The 15,893-nt window shown below is 73.6% G+C and carries 11 protein-coding genes; all 11 read right to left on the bottom strand.

The features are described 5' to 3' along the window. Positions 1 to 39: 39 nt before the first annotated feature. On the bottom strand, positions 40 to 849 hold the full coding sequence (locus tag Apa02nite_RS01475; protein ID WP_203823468.1) for an intradiol ring-cleavage dioxygenase: 810 nt from the start codon (positions 847 to 849) through the stop codon (positions 40 to 42). 381 nt (positions 850 to 1,230) lie between these two features. Beyond that, positions 1,231 to 4,473, bottom strand: coding sequence for a hypothetical protein (locus Apa02nite_RS01470; protein WP_239164044.1), 3,243 nt, complete (start codon positions 4,471 to 4,473; stop codon positions 1,231 to 1,233). 14 nt (positions 4,474 to 4,487) lie between these two features. Beyond that, entirely contained in the window at positions 4,488 to 5,936 is a 1,449-nt protein-coding gene (locus tag Apa02nite_RS01465) for a sensor domain-containing diguanylate cyclase (RefSeq protein ID WP_203823466.1), read from the bottom strand. A 39-nt stretch (positions 5,937 to 5,975) separates the two neighbouring features. Then, complete coding sequence (locus Apa02nite_RS01460; RefSeq protein ID WP_067690175.1) at positions 5,976 to 6,989, bottom strand: GNAT family N-acetyltransferase; 1,014 nt, start codon at positions 6,987 to 6,989, stop codon at positions 5,976 to 5,978. 22 nt (positions 6,990 to 7,011) lie between these two features. Beyond that, positions 7,012 to 8,211 carry an FAD-dependent monooxygenase gene (locus Apa02nite_RS01455; RefSeq protein WP_203823465.1) on the bottom strand — a complete coding sequence of 400 codons (1,200 nt, stop codon included), beginning with the start codon at positions 8,209 to 8,211 and terminating at the stop codon, positions 7,012 to 7,014. Positions 8,212 to 8,223: 12 nt separating this feature from the next. Then, entirely contained in the window at positions 8,224 to 9,246 is a 1,023-nt protein-coding gene (locus tag Apa02nite_RS01450) for a GNAT family N-acetyltransferase (RefSeq protein ID WP_203823464.1), read from the bottom strand. A gap of 10 nt (positions 9,247 to 9,256) precedes the next feature. Continuing rightward, positions 9,257 to 10,393, bottom strand: a complete 1,137-nt coding sequence (locus Apa02nite_RS01445; protein WP_203823463.1) for a hypothetical protein — start codon at positions 10,391 to 10,393, stop codon at positions 9,257 to 9,259. After that, entirely contained in the window at positions 10,390 to 11,616 is a 1,227-nt protein-coding gene (locus Apa02nite_RS01440; RefSeq protein WP_067690167.1) for an O-antigen ligase family protein, read from the bottom strand. The genes Apa02nite_RS01445 and Apa02nite_RS01440 overlap by 4 nt, the downstream gene beginning before the upstream one ends. Next, positions 11,600 to 12,907 (bottom strand): lipopolysaccharide biosynthesis protein, encoded by a 1,308-nt coding sequence (locus Apa02nite_RS01435; RefSeq protein ID WP_239164043.1) that lies wholly within the window; start codon positions 12,905 to 12,907, stop codon positions 11,600 to 11,602. Before Apa02nite_RS01435 ends, Apa02nite_RS01440 begins: the two co-directional genes overlap by 17 nt. Continuing rightward, positions 12,900 to 14,606 carry a tyrosine-protein kinase domain-containing protein gene (locus Apa02nite_RS01430; protein WP_239164042.1) on the bottom strand — a complete coding sequence of 569 codons (1,707 nt, stop codon included), beginning with the start codon at positions 14,604 to 14,606 and terminating at the stop codon, positions 12,900 to 12,902. The genes Apa02nite_RS01435 and Apa02nite_RS01430 overlap by 8 nt, the downstream gene beginning before the upstream one ends. Positions 14,607 to 14,626: 20 nt before the next feature. Next, on the bottom strand, positions 14,627 to 15,889 hold the full coding sequence (locus Apa02nite_RS01425) for a glycosyltransferase family 4 protein (protein WP_067690164.1): 1,263 nt from the start codon (positions 15,887 to 15,889) through the stop codon (positions 14,627 to 14,629). Positions 15,890 to 15,893 lie beyond the last annotated feature (4 nt).

The raw sequence follows: 15,893 nt of genomic DNA, 5'->3' as shown, positions 1-15,893 counted from the left end.
AGAGGGGCCCCGCTGCTGCCCGTCGCGGGGCCCCCTTCCTTACAGGTTGACGGTGATGGTGAGGTTCGCGACGTAGCCGGCCGCGACCGAGCCGGTCACCGTCGCCATCTCCCGGGCCGCCAGGTCGTCACCGAAGACCATGTCGCTGGCCAGGGTGATCCGGCTCAGGTTGGTGACGCTCGCGGAGTACCCGGTGGCGCTGGAGTACACCGTCGACGACACGTCCTTGGGCAGGGCGATCTGCGAGGTCTTCCGGATCGGCCCGGCACCGCTGGTGGCGGCGGCCAGCGACGAGTAGACCTCGAAGTGGATGTGCGGCCAGCGGCCCGAGTAGCAGCCCGGGAAGATGCTGGTGAACGTCGCCACCCCGGACGAGTTGGTGACCTGGATGCCGCGCAGGTAGTTCTGGTTGGTCACCCCGGACGAGTACAGCGAGTACCTCCCGGCCCGGTCGCAGTGCCAGGCGTAGATCGCCGCGCCGGACACCAGGGTGCACGCCAGGTTCTGCACGGTCAGCGAGAACTGCAGCGGCACACCCGGCGCGGTGGTGGTCGAGGTGCCGAAGCTGGAGCGGATGTCGCTGCGCACGATGCCGGACTGCACCCGGACGTCGGGGCCGTTCGAGCCGTCGGCCGGGTAGGGGCCCGCGGTCTCCGACTCGACCTCGGCGACGCAGGCGGCCGCGGCGGTCGCGGCGTCGGCGCCGTTGGCGGTCGCCAGGGTGCCGCCGATCACCGCGGCGCCGACACCACCGGCGACGGTCAGCATCTTCCGCCGGGACATCGTCGGCAGGTCGAACTGCAACCCCTTGTCGTGCACCTCGCGCACGTAGGCGTCGTTGTCTTGCATGGCTCTCCTCCTCGGGGATGGGGGATGACGAGCAGAGCAAAACATCGAAGTCTATGAATGACCTGTGGTTGATCTCCGCGGTCCGCCCACGGCCCATATCCACTGGGTCATACCACACCGATGTGGTACGAATACCCGGCGCCCGTCCGTAGGCTACGAGCCACGTCCCGCCCGTGAGGCGAACGCGACGCGGTCCCGGGTCCGGGCCGCCACGCGCCTCCCGGTCATCGGTCCTGCGCTACGCGGTCCCGGGTCCGGGCCGCCACGCGCCTCCCGGTGGTCGGCTGGTTCTCAGGGGTGTCTCGACCGTCTTGAAGCACCCCTCAGCACCAGCCGAGAACCCCGAGCCGCGCCGTGGCCCGGACCGGCGGCGGTCGGGCGTCAGGACATCGTGATGGCGAGGGCGTCGTCGCGGACGTCCGGGTTGGGGTGCGAGCGCAGCGCCTGCACCAGGTCCCGCCAGCGCCCGGCCCACCCGTGCGCGGCGCCGATCCCGACCAGCTGCACGGCGAACAGCCCGCCGGCCAGGTCCTCGCGCCAGATCAGCCGCTCGATCAGCTCCTGCAGGACCGCCGGGGAGGGGAACGCCCGTTCGTTCCGCAGGCGCCGGCCGATCCGGTCGGCGACCCGGGCCGCGATCACCGGGTGCCCCGCGCACCGGTCGGCGAGCTCCACCAGGATCTCCAGACTGCCCAGGTCGAGCAGCGCGGTCAGCGCGACGGCCCGGTAGCCGGGGCGGGCGGCCAGTTCCCGGATCGCCGCGAGCGGCACCGACCGGTCGGCGTCCGAGCCGAGCGCGTGGCCCAGCGCGGACGCGCCCTTCGCCAGCACCTCGATCCGCCGCCGGGCCGGCAGGTCGGTGCCGGGCCGGGCGTCGGCGTCGGTCACCTCGGCCATCCGGGCCAGGGCCCGGCCCAGCGCGGTGTAGCCGGTGCCGGACAGCAGGACCGCGACCTGGACGTGGGCCAGCGGCTCGTCCAGGTCGGTGAGCCGCTCCACCAGCAGGTCGGTGGTGTCGCCGGCCCAGCGGGACCAGTGGTGCAGCACGCCGAACGCGGCCCGCCGGACCTCCCGGTCGTCGGCCCGGCACGCGGCGACGACCAGCGCGGCGTAGCGGGGGCGGTGCCGGGCCGGGATCGCGTAGGGCATGGCGGCCAGGACCGCGGCGCGCTCCTCCCGGCTGCCGCCGACGGCGTGGTCCAGCATCGCCCAGCTCGCCTCCCGGTCGAGGCGCTGCCGGGCCGCGCCGGCGATCGCGGCGCGCACGTCGCGGTGCTGGTCCGGCGCGGTGTACACGGCGAGCAGCCGGTCGATCGAGGAGGGCGGGCCGTACCGGGCCAGGATCCGCACCGCCTCCTTCCGGCTGGTGACCTTGGCGGGGCCGCTCAGCAGGGCGGCGAACGGCTCGGTCAGATCGGCCGGTGGGAGGTGTTTGGCGGCTCGGGCCGCGGCGTACATCGCCACCCGGGCCCGGTCGTCGCCGGCGTGCGCGAGCAGCACCGGCAGCGCCAGGTCCGGCCGGTCGGTCCAGACCAGCGCGCCCAGCGCCGCCTCCGCGATCGGCACCTCGTCCGCGTCGGCGTATCGGAGCAGCAGCTCGCGTCCGGGCACCCCGGCCGCCGCGGCGGCCCGGACCGCGGTCGCCCGATGCCAGACGTCCACCCCGGTGTCGGCCAGCACGAACGCCAGCACCTCGACGAGCTTCGCCTGCTGCCGTGGCAGCCACCGGGTGACGTGCGTCGGCCAGGGCGGTGCCCAGCGGACCCCGGCCTGGACGAACCGCCCGCGCACCCGGCCGGACAGCACCCGGTCGAGCAGGTCGGTGCGCCGGGCGCAGAGCGTCTGCCAGACCACCGGGATCGTCGCCGCGGACGGGTCGGCCGCGAGCACCTCGGCCACCCGGGCCGGGCGGGTCCGCGGGTCGGCGAGCCAGAACTCGATCGCCTGTCTCGCCTCCGCGTCCGCGACCCGGGGCCCGGTCGCCCGGTGCAGCAGCTCCTGCAGGCCGGGCAGCTGCCACGCGCGCCGGCCGAGCGCGGCGGTCAGCACGAACAGCGGGGCATGGGAGCCGCGGTCCAGGTGGGATTCCACCCAGTCGCGCAGCGCGGCGAAGACCAGGGTCTCCTGGCCGCGGCGCAGCGTCAGGTCGAAGCGGGCCAGCACCGGCATGCGGCTGTCGCCGCCGATCCGGCCGATGGTGAGCAGCGCCCAGTCCCGCAGCTCGGGCACCTCGACGTGGTGTCGCAGGGTTTCCACGGCCAGCCGGCTGAGCGCGGCGGTGGTCTGCACCGACGTGTCCCGGGCGTCGACGGCGTCGGCGGTGAGCCGGGTCAGCGCGGCCGCGACACCGGCGGTGAGCAGGCGGGCCACCTCGGCCAGCGCCATGAGCGCGGCGGCGCGTACCGGGTCCTGCTCGTTGCGCAGGCCGGTGAGCCGGGTGACCACGGCGGCCACCACGTCCGGGTCGCGGGACCGCCCGGCGGCCTCGACCAGCCGGAAGTACGCCCGCGCCCGCACGCCGGGGTCGCCGGCCCGGGTCGCGACCTCCAGCGCGGCGGACGCCGAGGGCCAGTCCAGGTACGCGCTCACCTGCAGCGTCAGGTCCTCGTCGGCACGCACCGTGTCCACCGTGAGCATCCGCCGGGCCTCCAGCACCCGGGTGTTGGCCGGCAACAGGTCCAGCAGGTCGTGCCGCGTACGGCTCCGGTCGGGATCCTGCTCGGCGAGCACGGCGTCGTAGAGCGCCGGACGGCGGGCCGGTGCCAGCACCCGCAGCAGCGGCGCGATCGAGGCGAGCCGCCGGGCCAGCGGAACCAGGTCCGTGTCGGGCAGCACCACGAGCCGGCGCAGCAGGGACGGCGGCAGCGTGATCCGCCGCAGCCAGCCGGTCCGGGCGGGCGCCGCGAACAGGCGGGCCACTCGCGCGGGCGCGTGCGTGGCGAGCACGCCGTACCCGGCCGGGTCGCCCGGCAGACGGTCCTCCGGGGGGAAACGTTCCAGCAGGTCGAGGGCGAGCGACGGTGCCAGGGCCAGGACCGCCGCGGCCAGCCGCTCCCACTCCCGGGCCCGCGACTCCGGGTGAGCGGCGGCGAGGGTGTCCGCCGCGTACGCGGCCATCAGCTCGGGGCGGCGGCGGGCCAGCCGGTCCAGGCGGGCCGCGTGCGCGAGGTCGGGCAGCAGGTCACGTACGGTCGCCTCGCCGCAGGCCGGGAGCAGCGCGGCCGCCTCGTCGTCGCCGTACTCCGCGCGGATCTCGCCGATCAGGGCGTCGGCGATCGCCGGAGCGGGGCTGACCCGCAGCGTCCGGTAGATCCGCCGCCGGTCCATCGCGGCCAGTTCGGCGACCCGCCCGGTGAGCCGCCCGGCCCGCAGCGCCGCGGTGAGCGCGACCGACCGCAGCCCCGGCAGCGGGTCCCGGGTCGCCGCGTCGATCGCCGCCCGGTCGTCGACGACGAGCGCCGCGACCAGGGCGAGGTGGCGGGCGTATCCGTCGCCGGCGCGCAGCTCGGCGCAGACCTCGGCCCGGTCCGGCGCGGTCCGCGCCCAGTCGGCGAGGTGGCGCATCCGGTCCCGGTACGGCAGCGGGTCGAGCGAGTCCAGCAGGGTCCGGGTCGCGGGGAGCATGGTGATCATTGTGGTCACGCCGCCCGGCCGGCCGACACCACTTTATTGCGACCGCTGCGTTTTGCCTCGTACATGGCCAGGTCGGCGTCCCGCACCAGCTGACCGACCCCGCGCCCGCCGGGCCGGCCGGCGGCCACCCCGACACTGGCACCGATCCGCGCCTGCCCGGGCCCCACGTCGAACGGTGTCCGGAACGTGGCGAGCACCCGATCGGCGACCGGCCCGGGGTCGTCCCCGGTCAGCACCGCGAACTCGTCGCCGCCGAGCCGGGCCACCATGTCGTCCGGCCCGGCCGCGCCGCGCAGCCGCCGTGCCACCTCGACCAGCACCCGGTCCCCGGCGTCGTGCCCGTACGTGTCGTTCACCGGCTTGAACCCGTCCAGGTCCAGCAGCAGCACCGCGACCGCCCGGTCGGCGCCCGGCTCCAGCGCCCGTTCGGTGATCTCCTCGAACCGGGCGCGGTTGGCCAGCCCGGTGAGCGCGTCGTGGTCGGCCCGGAACCGCAGGTCGTCGACGAGCGTGGAGAGCTGCCGGGTCAGCGAGCGGTTGTCGCCGAGGATCAGCATCTGGCGGAACACCACCAGCCCGGTGAGCGTCATGCTCAGCCCGGCCAGCATCCGGTCCAGTTCCTGACCGGTGACGATCATCGTGGAGCCGGTGAGGAAGGCCAGCGCGAACGGCACGTACGGCAGGTACGCCCGCGGCCGCCCGCCGTCGCTGAGCCGGGTCACGCCGCGCAGCTCGGTGCGGTGCGGCGCGCCGACCGCGAGGATCGTGAACGCGGTCAGCCACAGCAGGTCGGGCAGCGCGCCGAACCGGTAGCTGCCGTTGACCACCTCGTAGGCGAAGACGGTGTCCGCCGCGAACTGCACCACGATGCCGATCGCGGCGATCTCCAACGGGGTGCGCAGCGCCGGACCGGCATCCGCCAGCAGCAGGAGCAGCAGGCTCAGGATGACCACGTCGGCGACCGCGTAGACGACAGTGCCGATCTCGGGCGCGCCGGCCCGGTACTGCGGACCGAGGATCAGCGCCCAGATCACGAAGAACAGCGACGTCCCGATCAGCAGCGCGTCGAAGAGCGTGCGCAGGCTCGCCGACGGCCGGCCGACCAGCAGCACGGCGGCCAGTGGCGCGCCGACCATGGTGACCGCGAAGCCGGCCTGCCCGGCCGGGCTGATCGGCCCGCCACCGATCTCCCAGCCGCCGGCCAGCCAGAGGACCTGGCCGGTGGTCCAGCCCGCGCCGGCCACACCCCACACGGCCAGTCCGACCCGCATCCGGCCGGTCGCCCGGACCGCGGAGCGTGACCAGGCCACCGTCACCACCAGCCCGACAATGACCAGCGCGAGCTGGCTGATCCGCCCGGCGACCAGCTCCGGGATCGGGAGGACCCGCACCACCAGCAGGTACAGGGCGACGAGGACGACGGCCGTGCCTGCCTGTCGTCGCCTCTGCACCATGCGGCACCCATCGGGTCGGCCGGAGCCGACCTGAGACCTTTATCGGTACGGCGGGAACCTCCCGGACAGTGCCGCCGCGGTCGGCGCCCCGGCGAGCCGCTGGTACGCCGCCGGATCGGTGATCAGCCGCCAGGTGTGGAACGGCTGCCGCCCGGCCCCGAACGCGGCCTTGTACCGGAACAGCGAGTCGTCCGACCCGCCCAGCCCGCCGCCCAGGTGGTACACCCGGTTGCCGCGCTCCCGGCCCCAGAGCCGCACCTCGTGGTAGAGCAGCTTGTCGGCGTGGAAGATCTGCCCGTCCCGGGTCGACTGCAGGTGGGTGTGCATCATCCCGGCGTACTCGAAGAACAGGTTGCCGCCGAGCACCTCGCCGTCCCGGACCGCGGTGGCCAGGTGCAGATGCCCGCCCAGAGCGTCGCGCAGCCGGTGGAAGTGCTCCCGGTCGAAGAAGTAGAAGGCACGGGCGCCGACCCGCCGCATCGTCGCGTGGTACGTGTCGATCCACACGTCGAACCGCGCCCAGTCGTCGAAGGTGACCGCGACGCCCGCCCGTTTCGCCTTGCCGATCTGGTTGCGATGACTGCGGTGGGTCTCCTGCCAGAGCTGCTCGGTGCTCCGGGTCAGGTCGAGCGAGACGGTCTCGCCGTGGTTGACCAGCGTGCCCACCGTCTCCAGCGACAGCCGGGGCGCGGGCAGCAGCGGATGCAGCCGGGTGAACGCGGTGACCACCCCGTGGGCGCGCAGCAACTCGACCATGGCCCGGGCGGCGCGGGCCCAGAAACCGGTGTTGACCGGCGCGACGTCGCTGACCGGCCCGGGATAGCCGTACGGGGAGACGGCGTCCTGCAGCCCGGTCTCCGGCACCGGACGCAGGATCAGCGGGATGATCAGGACGTGGTCGGCCTCGTCGTAGCGGAACGCCATCGGGGTGCCGCCGGAGAGCGGGGCGTCCAACCGTGCGTAACCGGGCAGGTGGTAGATGTCGTGCCGGGTGCGGTCCAGTGCCTCGGCCCATGCGGTGTCGTCGGGTTCCAGGAGAGCACCTTCGGCCATCTGACTTCCTTCCGTGAGGGGATCAGGGGACTGCTGCGGTGAGATGCCGGGCCGGCCGCCTCCGGGCCCGGTGCCACCGTCGTGCGCTCAGGGTCCAGCGCAGCATCGTGCGCGGGACGGCGCTCTGCGTCGTCATGTGCAGCAGGTACCGCCACGCCGGGTATTCGCCGCGCCGGTTCGACAGCGCGTACGAGAACCGCCGGGCCGGCAGCTCGGCGTACTCCGGCATCCGTTCGAACCAGGCGCTGCTGGCGTACGCGGCGCGCTGCAACGGGGCGAGGGCCACCTTGCGGCGGTGCTCGTACTGCTCCAGGGCCGCGGGCAGGGCCAGCGGGGACAGCGCGATCGCGTCGGCCAGCGCCATGGCGTCCTGCATGGCCAGCTTGGTGCCGGAGCCGATCGCGAAGTGCGTGGTGTGCGCGGCGTCGCCCATCAGCACCACGGTGCCGTGGTCCCAGCGTTCCGCGGTGACCCGCCGGAAGTTCAGCCAGCCGCGCCCGGCGTCGTCGAGCGGCGCCCCGTCCAGGTGCCGGGCGAAGATCTGCTGCAGCCGGGCGTTGCCGGCCGCCGAGTCCATCCGGTCCAGGCCCAGCCCGGCCCAGGTCTCCGGGGTGCACTCGACGATGAACGTGCTGGCCCGGTCGGTGAACGGGTAGGCGTGGAACCAGATCCAGCCGGCCTCGGTGCGCTCGAAGCCGAACGTGAACGTGCGGAACACGTGCGGGGTGCCGAGCCAGATGTACTTGTTCCGGCCGGTCTCCACCTGCGCCCCGAAGTGCTCCGCGTGCTGGTCGCGCAGCCGGCTGCCGGCGCCGTCGCAGGCCACGGTCAGGTCGGCGGGCGGCAACTGGGCCGGATCGGTCAGCTCGTCGGAGTAGCGGATCTCCACGCCCAGCTCCCGGGCCCGCTCGCCGAGGATCTCCAGCAGCCGGTGCCGGCCCAGGCTGAAGCCGTACCCGCCGAGGTGGGTGACCGGTTTGCCGGCCGCGCGCACCTCGTACTCGTCCCACTTGTGGGCGGCGTCCCAGATCCGGGCGGCGCTGACCGGGTCGTAGCGGAACAGGTCGTCGAGCAGGTCGTCCCAGAAGACCACGCCCCAGCCGTAGGTGACGCCGGCCGGGTCGCGCTCCAGCACGGTGATCTCCCGGCTCGGGTCGGCCAGCTTCGCCAGCACCGCGAAGTACAGACCGGCGGGGCCGCCGCCGACACAGGTGATCCGCATGGCAGGCATTCCTTATCGGTACGAGGGGAAGGTGCCGGTCAGGTCCGTGGGATCGGCGCCGGGCCGCTTGTCCACGACCAATTTCTCGTACGCCGGGGAGTCGGTGACCACGCGCCAGGTGTGGAACGGGTGCCGGCTCGGCGAGAACCCGGCCTTGTACGAGAAGAGCGAGTCGTTGCTGCCGCCCTTGCCGCCGCCCAGGTGGAACAGCCGCGCACCCCGTTGTTTGCACCACCGCCGCACCGAGTCGTAGAGCAGCTCGTCGGCGTACCGGCCGCGCGCCCGGCGGGTCGACGAGACGTATCCGGTGGCGATCCCGTCGTACTCGAAGAACGTGTTGCCGCCGACCACCTCGTCACCCTCCAACGCGACCGCCAGGTGCATGTGGTCACCCACGGCGTCGTGCAGGGCGGCCAGATGGTCGTACGTGAAGAAGTAGTAATCGGCCGCGCCCACCCGCCGCATGTTGTCGTGATAGACCTCGACCCACTCGGCCAACCGGCCCCAGTCGTCGAAGACGACCTGGGTGCCGGCGCGTTTCGCCCGGTTGATGTGGTTGCGGTGGTCGCTGCGGGTCAGCTGCCACATCTGCTCGACGCTGATCGTGAGGTCCATCGAGACCGTCTCGCCGTGCCGGACCAGCGCACCGGCCTCGTCGAGCACCGGCGACGGCGGGCTCAGCAGCGGGTGCATCCGGACGAACATCGAGATCACGCCGGCCTCGCGCAGGGTTTGCGCCAGGCAGGCGCAGGCCGCCCGCCAGAAGTCGTCGTCGTCCGGCGCGGCATCGCTGACCGGGCCGGGATATCCGTACGGCGACAGCGCGTCCCGCAGCGCCGAGCCGGGGATCTCCCGCAGGATCAGCGGGATCAGCAGCCGCCGGCCGTCCCGCTCGAAGTGGAACGCGGCCGGTTCACCGCCGTACAGCCGGGCGTCCAGCACGACGTAGTCGGGCACGTGGTACATGTCGTGGACGACGTGGTGCAGCGTCTCCTTCCACTCCCGGGCCGCCGGCTCCAGCAGCGATGCCGTCATCGGTGTCTCCTCACGCGCGCAGGATCTTTGCGTTGAGCGCCATGTTCGCGGCGAACTGGTCGTTGACCACCTGATAGGACTCCAGGCGGTGCTGGACGGCCGGGTCGTACCGGCCGAGCTTGACGAAGCCGTCGGCGATCCAGCCGTTGTCCGAGCCGGTGCCGTCGACGAACTCGCGGTATGTCGTGCCGCCCGGCCAGACCACCTTGGTGAGCAGCGCGTTGAACGCGGTGATGTCCTTCGCGGTCCAGGTCGTCCCCTGGTCGCGGGCCTCCACCACGTACGCCATCACCCCGTTGCCGTGCCCGACGTCCTGGCCGGGCCGCCGGGTCGAACCCCAGACGTCGTTCCAGAAGTACGCGGTCGGCTCCACCGGGTTGCGGGTCATCTGGTTGCGGATCCGCGCGCCGATCGTGGTCAGCACCTGCTTGTACCGGGTGCGGCGCCCGCTGTCGGCGGTGAGCCGGCCCAGGTTGAGCGCGATCAGTGCCCAGTGCGCGGCCATGTGGGTGCGCTCGCGGTAGATGGACTCGTCGGCGCCCCGCGAATACCACTTCTCGAAGACGTCCACCTCGGCGAAGGAGAGCAGCTTGTCGTAGCGGGCCCGGTAGCCGGCGTTCGCGTACACCTGGGGGCTCTGCCGGATCGCGACCAGCAGCTGGGTGGCGTACCGCCAGAAGTAGCTCTCGTAGAGCGGCACCTCGTCGCCGCGCTGCCCGGACTTGCTCGACGCCCAGCCGCGGTAGCGGTCGTGGAACGTGCTGCCGGACAGGCTGCTCGACGGCGCCGCGGCGGCCACCACGTTCTCCGTGTAGGCCAGCGCCCGGTCCAGGTAGCGCCGGGTGCCGGTGGCCCGGAACATCGCCACGTTCGCGTCCAGCGTGTACGCCAGGTCGTAGTGGTCCTGGCTGTCCCGGGACCGGCTCATCGGCTGCGCGGTCCGGGACTGGTAGTCCCAGCTCTGCTCGAACACGCCGGTCCAGTGGCTGACCGGTTTCAACCGGACGGACGCCGACGGGACCGCGGCCGGCTCGTCGCCGGGCAGTGGCATGGCGTTGCACGGCCGCGCCGTGCTCTCCGCCACCGTCGCCGCCACTATCGCGCCGGCGCCGAGCAGCAGGATCGAACGCCTCGGGAACTTCTTCATGGTGTAGCCGCCTCTCGCTCACGGGCGGGCTCGGCGGCCGGTGCCGTCCGGGCCCGGGACACCGCGGCCGCGGCGGCCATCGCGGCGAAGGTCCAGGCAAGCCGGGCGTCGTAGTAGTCCCCGGAGAAAAGGCTGCTCAGTGCCACGAATACGGCCGCCGCCACGGCGAGCCCGGTCACCTGCGGGCGGGCGCCGCCACCGCGTACGGTCCTCGTCCACAGTATGACCGCGCCGGTGAGCAGGCCGAGGCCGATCAGCCCGCCCTCGGCCGCGACGGCGAGCACGTAGTTGTGCGGGTACTCGACCATCTGGTTCACGCCGATCAGGCCGTAGAAGCCGTCCAGCCCGGCGCCGGCCACCGGATGCTCGACCGCCATCCGGATCGCCGCCGCCCAGATGTCGGTACGGTCGGACAGGTACTGCTCCTGCACGGTCTGCTCGACGAACCGCTCCTGGAACAGGCTGGTGAACGCGGGCGGCGCCGCGAACCAGATCACCACGGCGGCGGCCACCAGGAAGCCACCGGTCGCCAGCACCGGCCCCGGCTTGAGCCGCCCGCGGATCTTCCAGAGCGCGGCCAGACCGACCACCCCGCCGGCGATCAGGCCGGCCCGCGACCCGGAGAGCACCGCGGCCAGCAGGAACAGCGGGGTGACGAGCAGCGGCAGCACCCGGCGGGAGAGCAGGAAGAGCCCGACCGCGCTGATCACGCCGAGCAGCTCGATCCGGACGAAGACGTTCGGGCCGCCGCCGAACGCGGAGTAGCGGCCCTGCTCGCCGGGGCCGTTGATGAAGATCGCGGCCAGCGCGAAGACGATCGCGGCCAGGAAGAACAGCAGCAGCGTGTACCGGACGGCCCGCTCCGGGTCGCCCAGCGTCCAGTAGTAGAAGGCCAGCGTCAGCGCGGCGAGCAGGACCAGGTCGAGAGTCTGCGGGCCGATCCGGGAGGCCGGCGGGGCCCACAGCGCCGAGGCGATCTGGAACAGGAAGAACAGCAGCGTGACGACCAGCCAGTCCTCGTTGCGTTCGGCAAGCGGCCGGCGGCGCCGGGCCATGTCGACGGCCAGCACGATCAGCGCGACGATCAGGCCGATCACCCGCAGGTCGACCCAGGCCAGGTCGGGGAAACCGGCCCGGTCCAGGGTGAACCGGCCACCGATCGCGATCAGCACGAGCAGCAGGCCGGGCGCGAGGAAGACGCGCGGGTCAGGTTTCCTGGGCATGACCCCGGTCCTTCGCCATCCGGCTGCCGATCAGGGCGAAGACCAGGCAGGCGCCGTAGCCGGCGAGCGAGCCGTAGGCCGCGCCGAGGATCCCGATCCGGGGGATGAGCAGCAGGTAGACCGCGAAACTCACGACGAACCCGGTGATCTCGGCGGCCGACACCAGCGCGCCGTGTCCCTTCGCGATCAGCAGGCCGAGGCTGACCCGGGAGACCGCGTAGAGCCCGGCCGCCACCACCAGGGGCAGCACCACCACCCGGGCCGGGGCGTACTGGTGGCCGAAGACCGGGACGATCAGCAGGTACAGCCCGCCGGCCGCGAGCGGGACCACCACCAGGCAGTAGACCGCGGCGGCCAGCACGATCGGGCCGGCCTGCAGCCCGCCGGCGTGGTGCGAGGCCCGCCAGCGGCCCAGCCGGGAGTCGGCGTAGGCGCGGATCGGCCAGGCCAGCAGCTCGGTCATGGTGGCGACCGAGGTGTAGAGGCCGAGCGCGGCGGTGGACGCGAGCGCCGGGATGACCAGCCGGTCCACCCGCAGCATCGCCATGTTGGAGATCGCGGCCGGGAACAGCGCCAGGCCCTCCCGGCGGACCAGCCGGTTCTGCCCGGCGCGCAGCGGGACCGCGTGCGGGTCCGGTGGCAGCCGCAGCCAGATGACCAGGTAGGCGATGGTCGGCACGGCGCCGGCGAACAGGTAGGCCAGGAACCACACCTCGGGGTGGGTGGTGTGCGCGACGTACAGGCCGGTCAGCATGACCAGCAGCAGCACCGACTCGATCACCCGGCAGACCATGAAGTCGCGGACCCGGCCGACCGCGATCGCGACCGACCGGCTGGCCAGCGCGGCCGCCTCGATCACGGTGTACCAGGCCAGCATCGCGATGATCACCGGGCCGGGGTTGTGCCGGTGCGGCACGGCCACCGCGAAGATCACCGCGCCGGTCAGGCCGACCGCCGACGGGACGAGGAGCAATCTCGCGTACGCCCGGACCGCCGGCCCCGGGGCCACCTGGTGATAGCCGGCCACAAAACTGCGCTCGGTGCCCAGCAGCAGCACCTGGGTGGCCAGGTAGACCACCTGGAGCAGCAGCGCGACCTCACCGCGGTGGGCCGGGCTCAGCGACCGGACCATCAGGATGTTCGCGGCCAGCGCCACCGCGCCGGTCAGCACCTGCGAGGCGAGCAGCTGGACGTACGGCTCGCTGAGTTGCCCGCAGACCCACGCCAGCGGTGCGGTGCGGCGTGGCGCGAGCCCCGCGGCGACCGTCTGGTCCACCCGCAACTCACTCACTGTGCGGTAACTCCTCTGGCTTCGCGCCGCCGTCCCGCGCGGGCGGTGCCGCCGGGCTCGTCGGCTCGATGACCTTGGCCTTGCCGCGGGCCACCTCGTCGTCGCCGGCCGGTGCCGGCGGGCTGGTCGGCTCGATGACCTTGGCCTTGCCCCGGGCGACCTCGTCGTCCGGGGCCGCTTTCCCGTCGTCCTTCGCGGCCCTGACCTTCGCGGCGCTGACCGTCGCGGTGGCGATCTTCGCGGTGGCGCCGGACAGGGCCTCCTTCATGACCCGGGCCCGGCCGCGGACCACCCCGTTCGGGGTCCGGGGCGCCGGGACCGGCCCGCCGCCGCCGGGCGCCGGCGCGTCCGGGTCGTCGTCCAGCGGGATCAGCCGCTCGGCCGGGGACACCTGGGCGGCCGCCGCCCAGGCCTGGCCGGTGGGCAGCTTGCGCGGCAGGGCGTTGAGGACCGCGCCGGCCACCTTGGCGCCGATCTTCTCGAGCAGCTCCAGGGACCGTTCGATGTCCGCGGCCCGGGTCCGGTTCGCCCGCACCACCAGCAGCGCGCTGTCGGTGACCTTGCCGAGCACCGCGGCGTCGGCCGGCCCGTTCAGCGGCGGCGCGTCCACCAGCACCACGTCGAACCGCTCGGTGAGGGTCCGCACGGTCGCGGGCAGCCGGGGCGAGGCGAGCAGCCCGCCCGGGTCCGGCACGTGTTCCCCGGCCGGCAGCACGGTGAGCCGCCCGTTCAGCGACTCGCGCAGCACGTCCGGGACCTTGGCCGCGCCGGCCAGCACCTCGGCGAGCCCCGGCGCCGGGTCCAGCGAGAGGTAGCGGCCCACCCCGGGTGTTCGCAGGTTCGCGTCGACCAGCACCACCCGGGCGCCGGTCTCGGCCAGCGCGATGGCCAGGCCGCAGGTGACCGCGGTGGTGCCCTCCTTGCGGCCAGGCCCGGCCAGCAGCAGCGACCGGCCGCGCGGGGTGCCGGCCCGCCCGTCGGCGATCTCCGGCAGCAGGCTGCGCAGCCGGCGGAACGCCTCGGCGAGCGCCTGGTCCGGGTGGTCGCCGAGGCCGTTGCGGCCGTCAAGCGAGATCACCCCGACCGTGCCCAGGCCGAGCCGGCGCAGATCCTCCTCCTCGGCGACGGTCGAGCCGGCCGCCTCCCGGACGGCCACCGCGATCGCGCCGATCAGCAGGCCGAGCACCGCGGCGAACCCGCCGTTGCGGGCCAGGTTGCCCGGCTCCTTGACGGTCTCCGCCTCCTGCAGGATCGAGATGGCCGGTGCCGGGCCGCCGTCCTGGCTCCGCGGCGTGATCTGCTTGGCCAGGGTGACCAGCACCGACGCGGCGGTGGTGACGATCGCCCGGCTGCGCGCCGCGCTCGGGTCGGTCGCGCTGATCACCAGCAGGTCGGTGCCCTCGCTGACCTGCGCGGACAGGCTGCCGCGCACCTGGTCGGCGGTGATCCCGGCGCCGAGTTTGGTGACCACGCCCTGTGCCACCCGCGGGCCGGTGAGCAGCGCGATGTAGGAGTTGAGCCGGCGCGCCTCGGCGTCCGGGTCGCCGGTGCCGGCCGAGACGAACAGGGTCATCGACGACTTGTAGGCGGGTGCCGCGGTCAGGGTCAGCCCGGCGCCGATCCCGGCCGCCAGCAGCACCGGGATCAGCAGCCAGAGCCATCGGCGGCGGCAGGCCCGGACGTACGCACGCAGTTCCACTTCGAGGTCCCCCGTCTTCGTCAGGACTGCTCGGGCAGCGCGGTCCGGGCGGCGGCGCGGCGGCCCCGTCGACCGGCGCTCGCGGAGCGGGTGAGTACGGCCTCGAAACGCTCGAAGAGCTGATCCCGGGAGAACCGTTCGACGGCCATCCGGTGCGCCGCCGCGCGCGCCTTGACCAGCCAGTCCTCGTCCCGCACCGCGGTGGCCAGCGCGTCGCCGGCGCCGTCCGCGTCGTACGGGTCGAGCACCAGCCCGGCACCGGTCTCGGTCAGCAGGTCGGCCTGCCACCCGCCGTAGTTGATGGCGATCGGCCGGGACGCCGCGAGGGCGTCGAAGAACTTGTTCGCCGAGTTGTTCCAGAGCCCGGGGATCGGCCGGACCATGCTCGTCGACACGGTGGCCGCGCCGAGGATCACCGGCAGCTCGGACTTCGGCACCTTCTCCCACATGTGCACGGTCCGGTCGAGCAGGTCGTGCTCGGCGGCCAGCCGCCCGGTGCTCTCCCACTCCCGCCCGTGCCCGACGATCAGCACCTGCACCTCGGGGTCCAGCTCGCGCATCCGGCGGGCCGCGCGGATCAGGTACTCCACACCGTTCACCGCGCCCAGCGCGCCGGTGTAGACGATCAGCGGCCGGTCGCCGAGCCAGCGGTGCTCGGCCCGGAACCGCGCCACGCGCGCCGGGTCGACGGCGAACAGGTCCAGGTCGGCGGCGTTCGGCACCACGGTGACCGGAGTGGCCGGGCGCCGCGCGGTGACACCCTGGGCCATTCCTGGGGACAGCGCGATCACCTCGGCCGCGTTGCGGTACGCGAAGTTCGCCAGCGCGCCGGCCAGGCCCCGGGCCAGCGGGTTGCGCAGCGCGCCCATCTCGATCGGCACCTCGGGCCACAGGTCGCGGACCTCGAAGACGAACGGCACCCGGCGCAGCCGAGCGGCGAGTACACCGGGTACCGCGACGGTGAGCGGCGTGCTGGTGGCGAAGACCAGGTCCGCGCTCAGCCGGGACGCCCGCACCGTGGCGAGCGCCATGAACTCGGCGAAGGCACGGAGCCGCCGCGCGTACGACATGTGGTTGTTGTAGGGGACCCGGAACCAGTGCACGGTCACCCCGTCGTCGTGGGTGACCTTCCAGCCCAGCTCACGGTCGCCGGGGGTGATGTCGGTGGTGATCACGTCGACGGTGTGCCCGCGGGCGACCAGCCGCCGGGCCTGCTCGTAGGAGCGAATGCCCCCGGCCATCCCCGGGTTGCAGTAGTACTGGTGGATGTAGACGATGCGCATCCGC

The sequence above is a fragment of the Actinoplanes palleronii genome (assembly GCF_016862315.1).
Lineage (GTDB): Bacteria > Actinomycetota > Actinomycetes > Mycobacteriales > Micromonosporaceae > Actinoplanes > Actinoplanes palleronii.
This window is presented reverse-complemented; position numbering and strand designations above follow the sequence as displayed.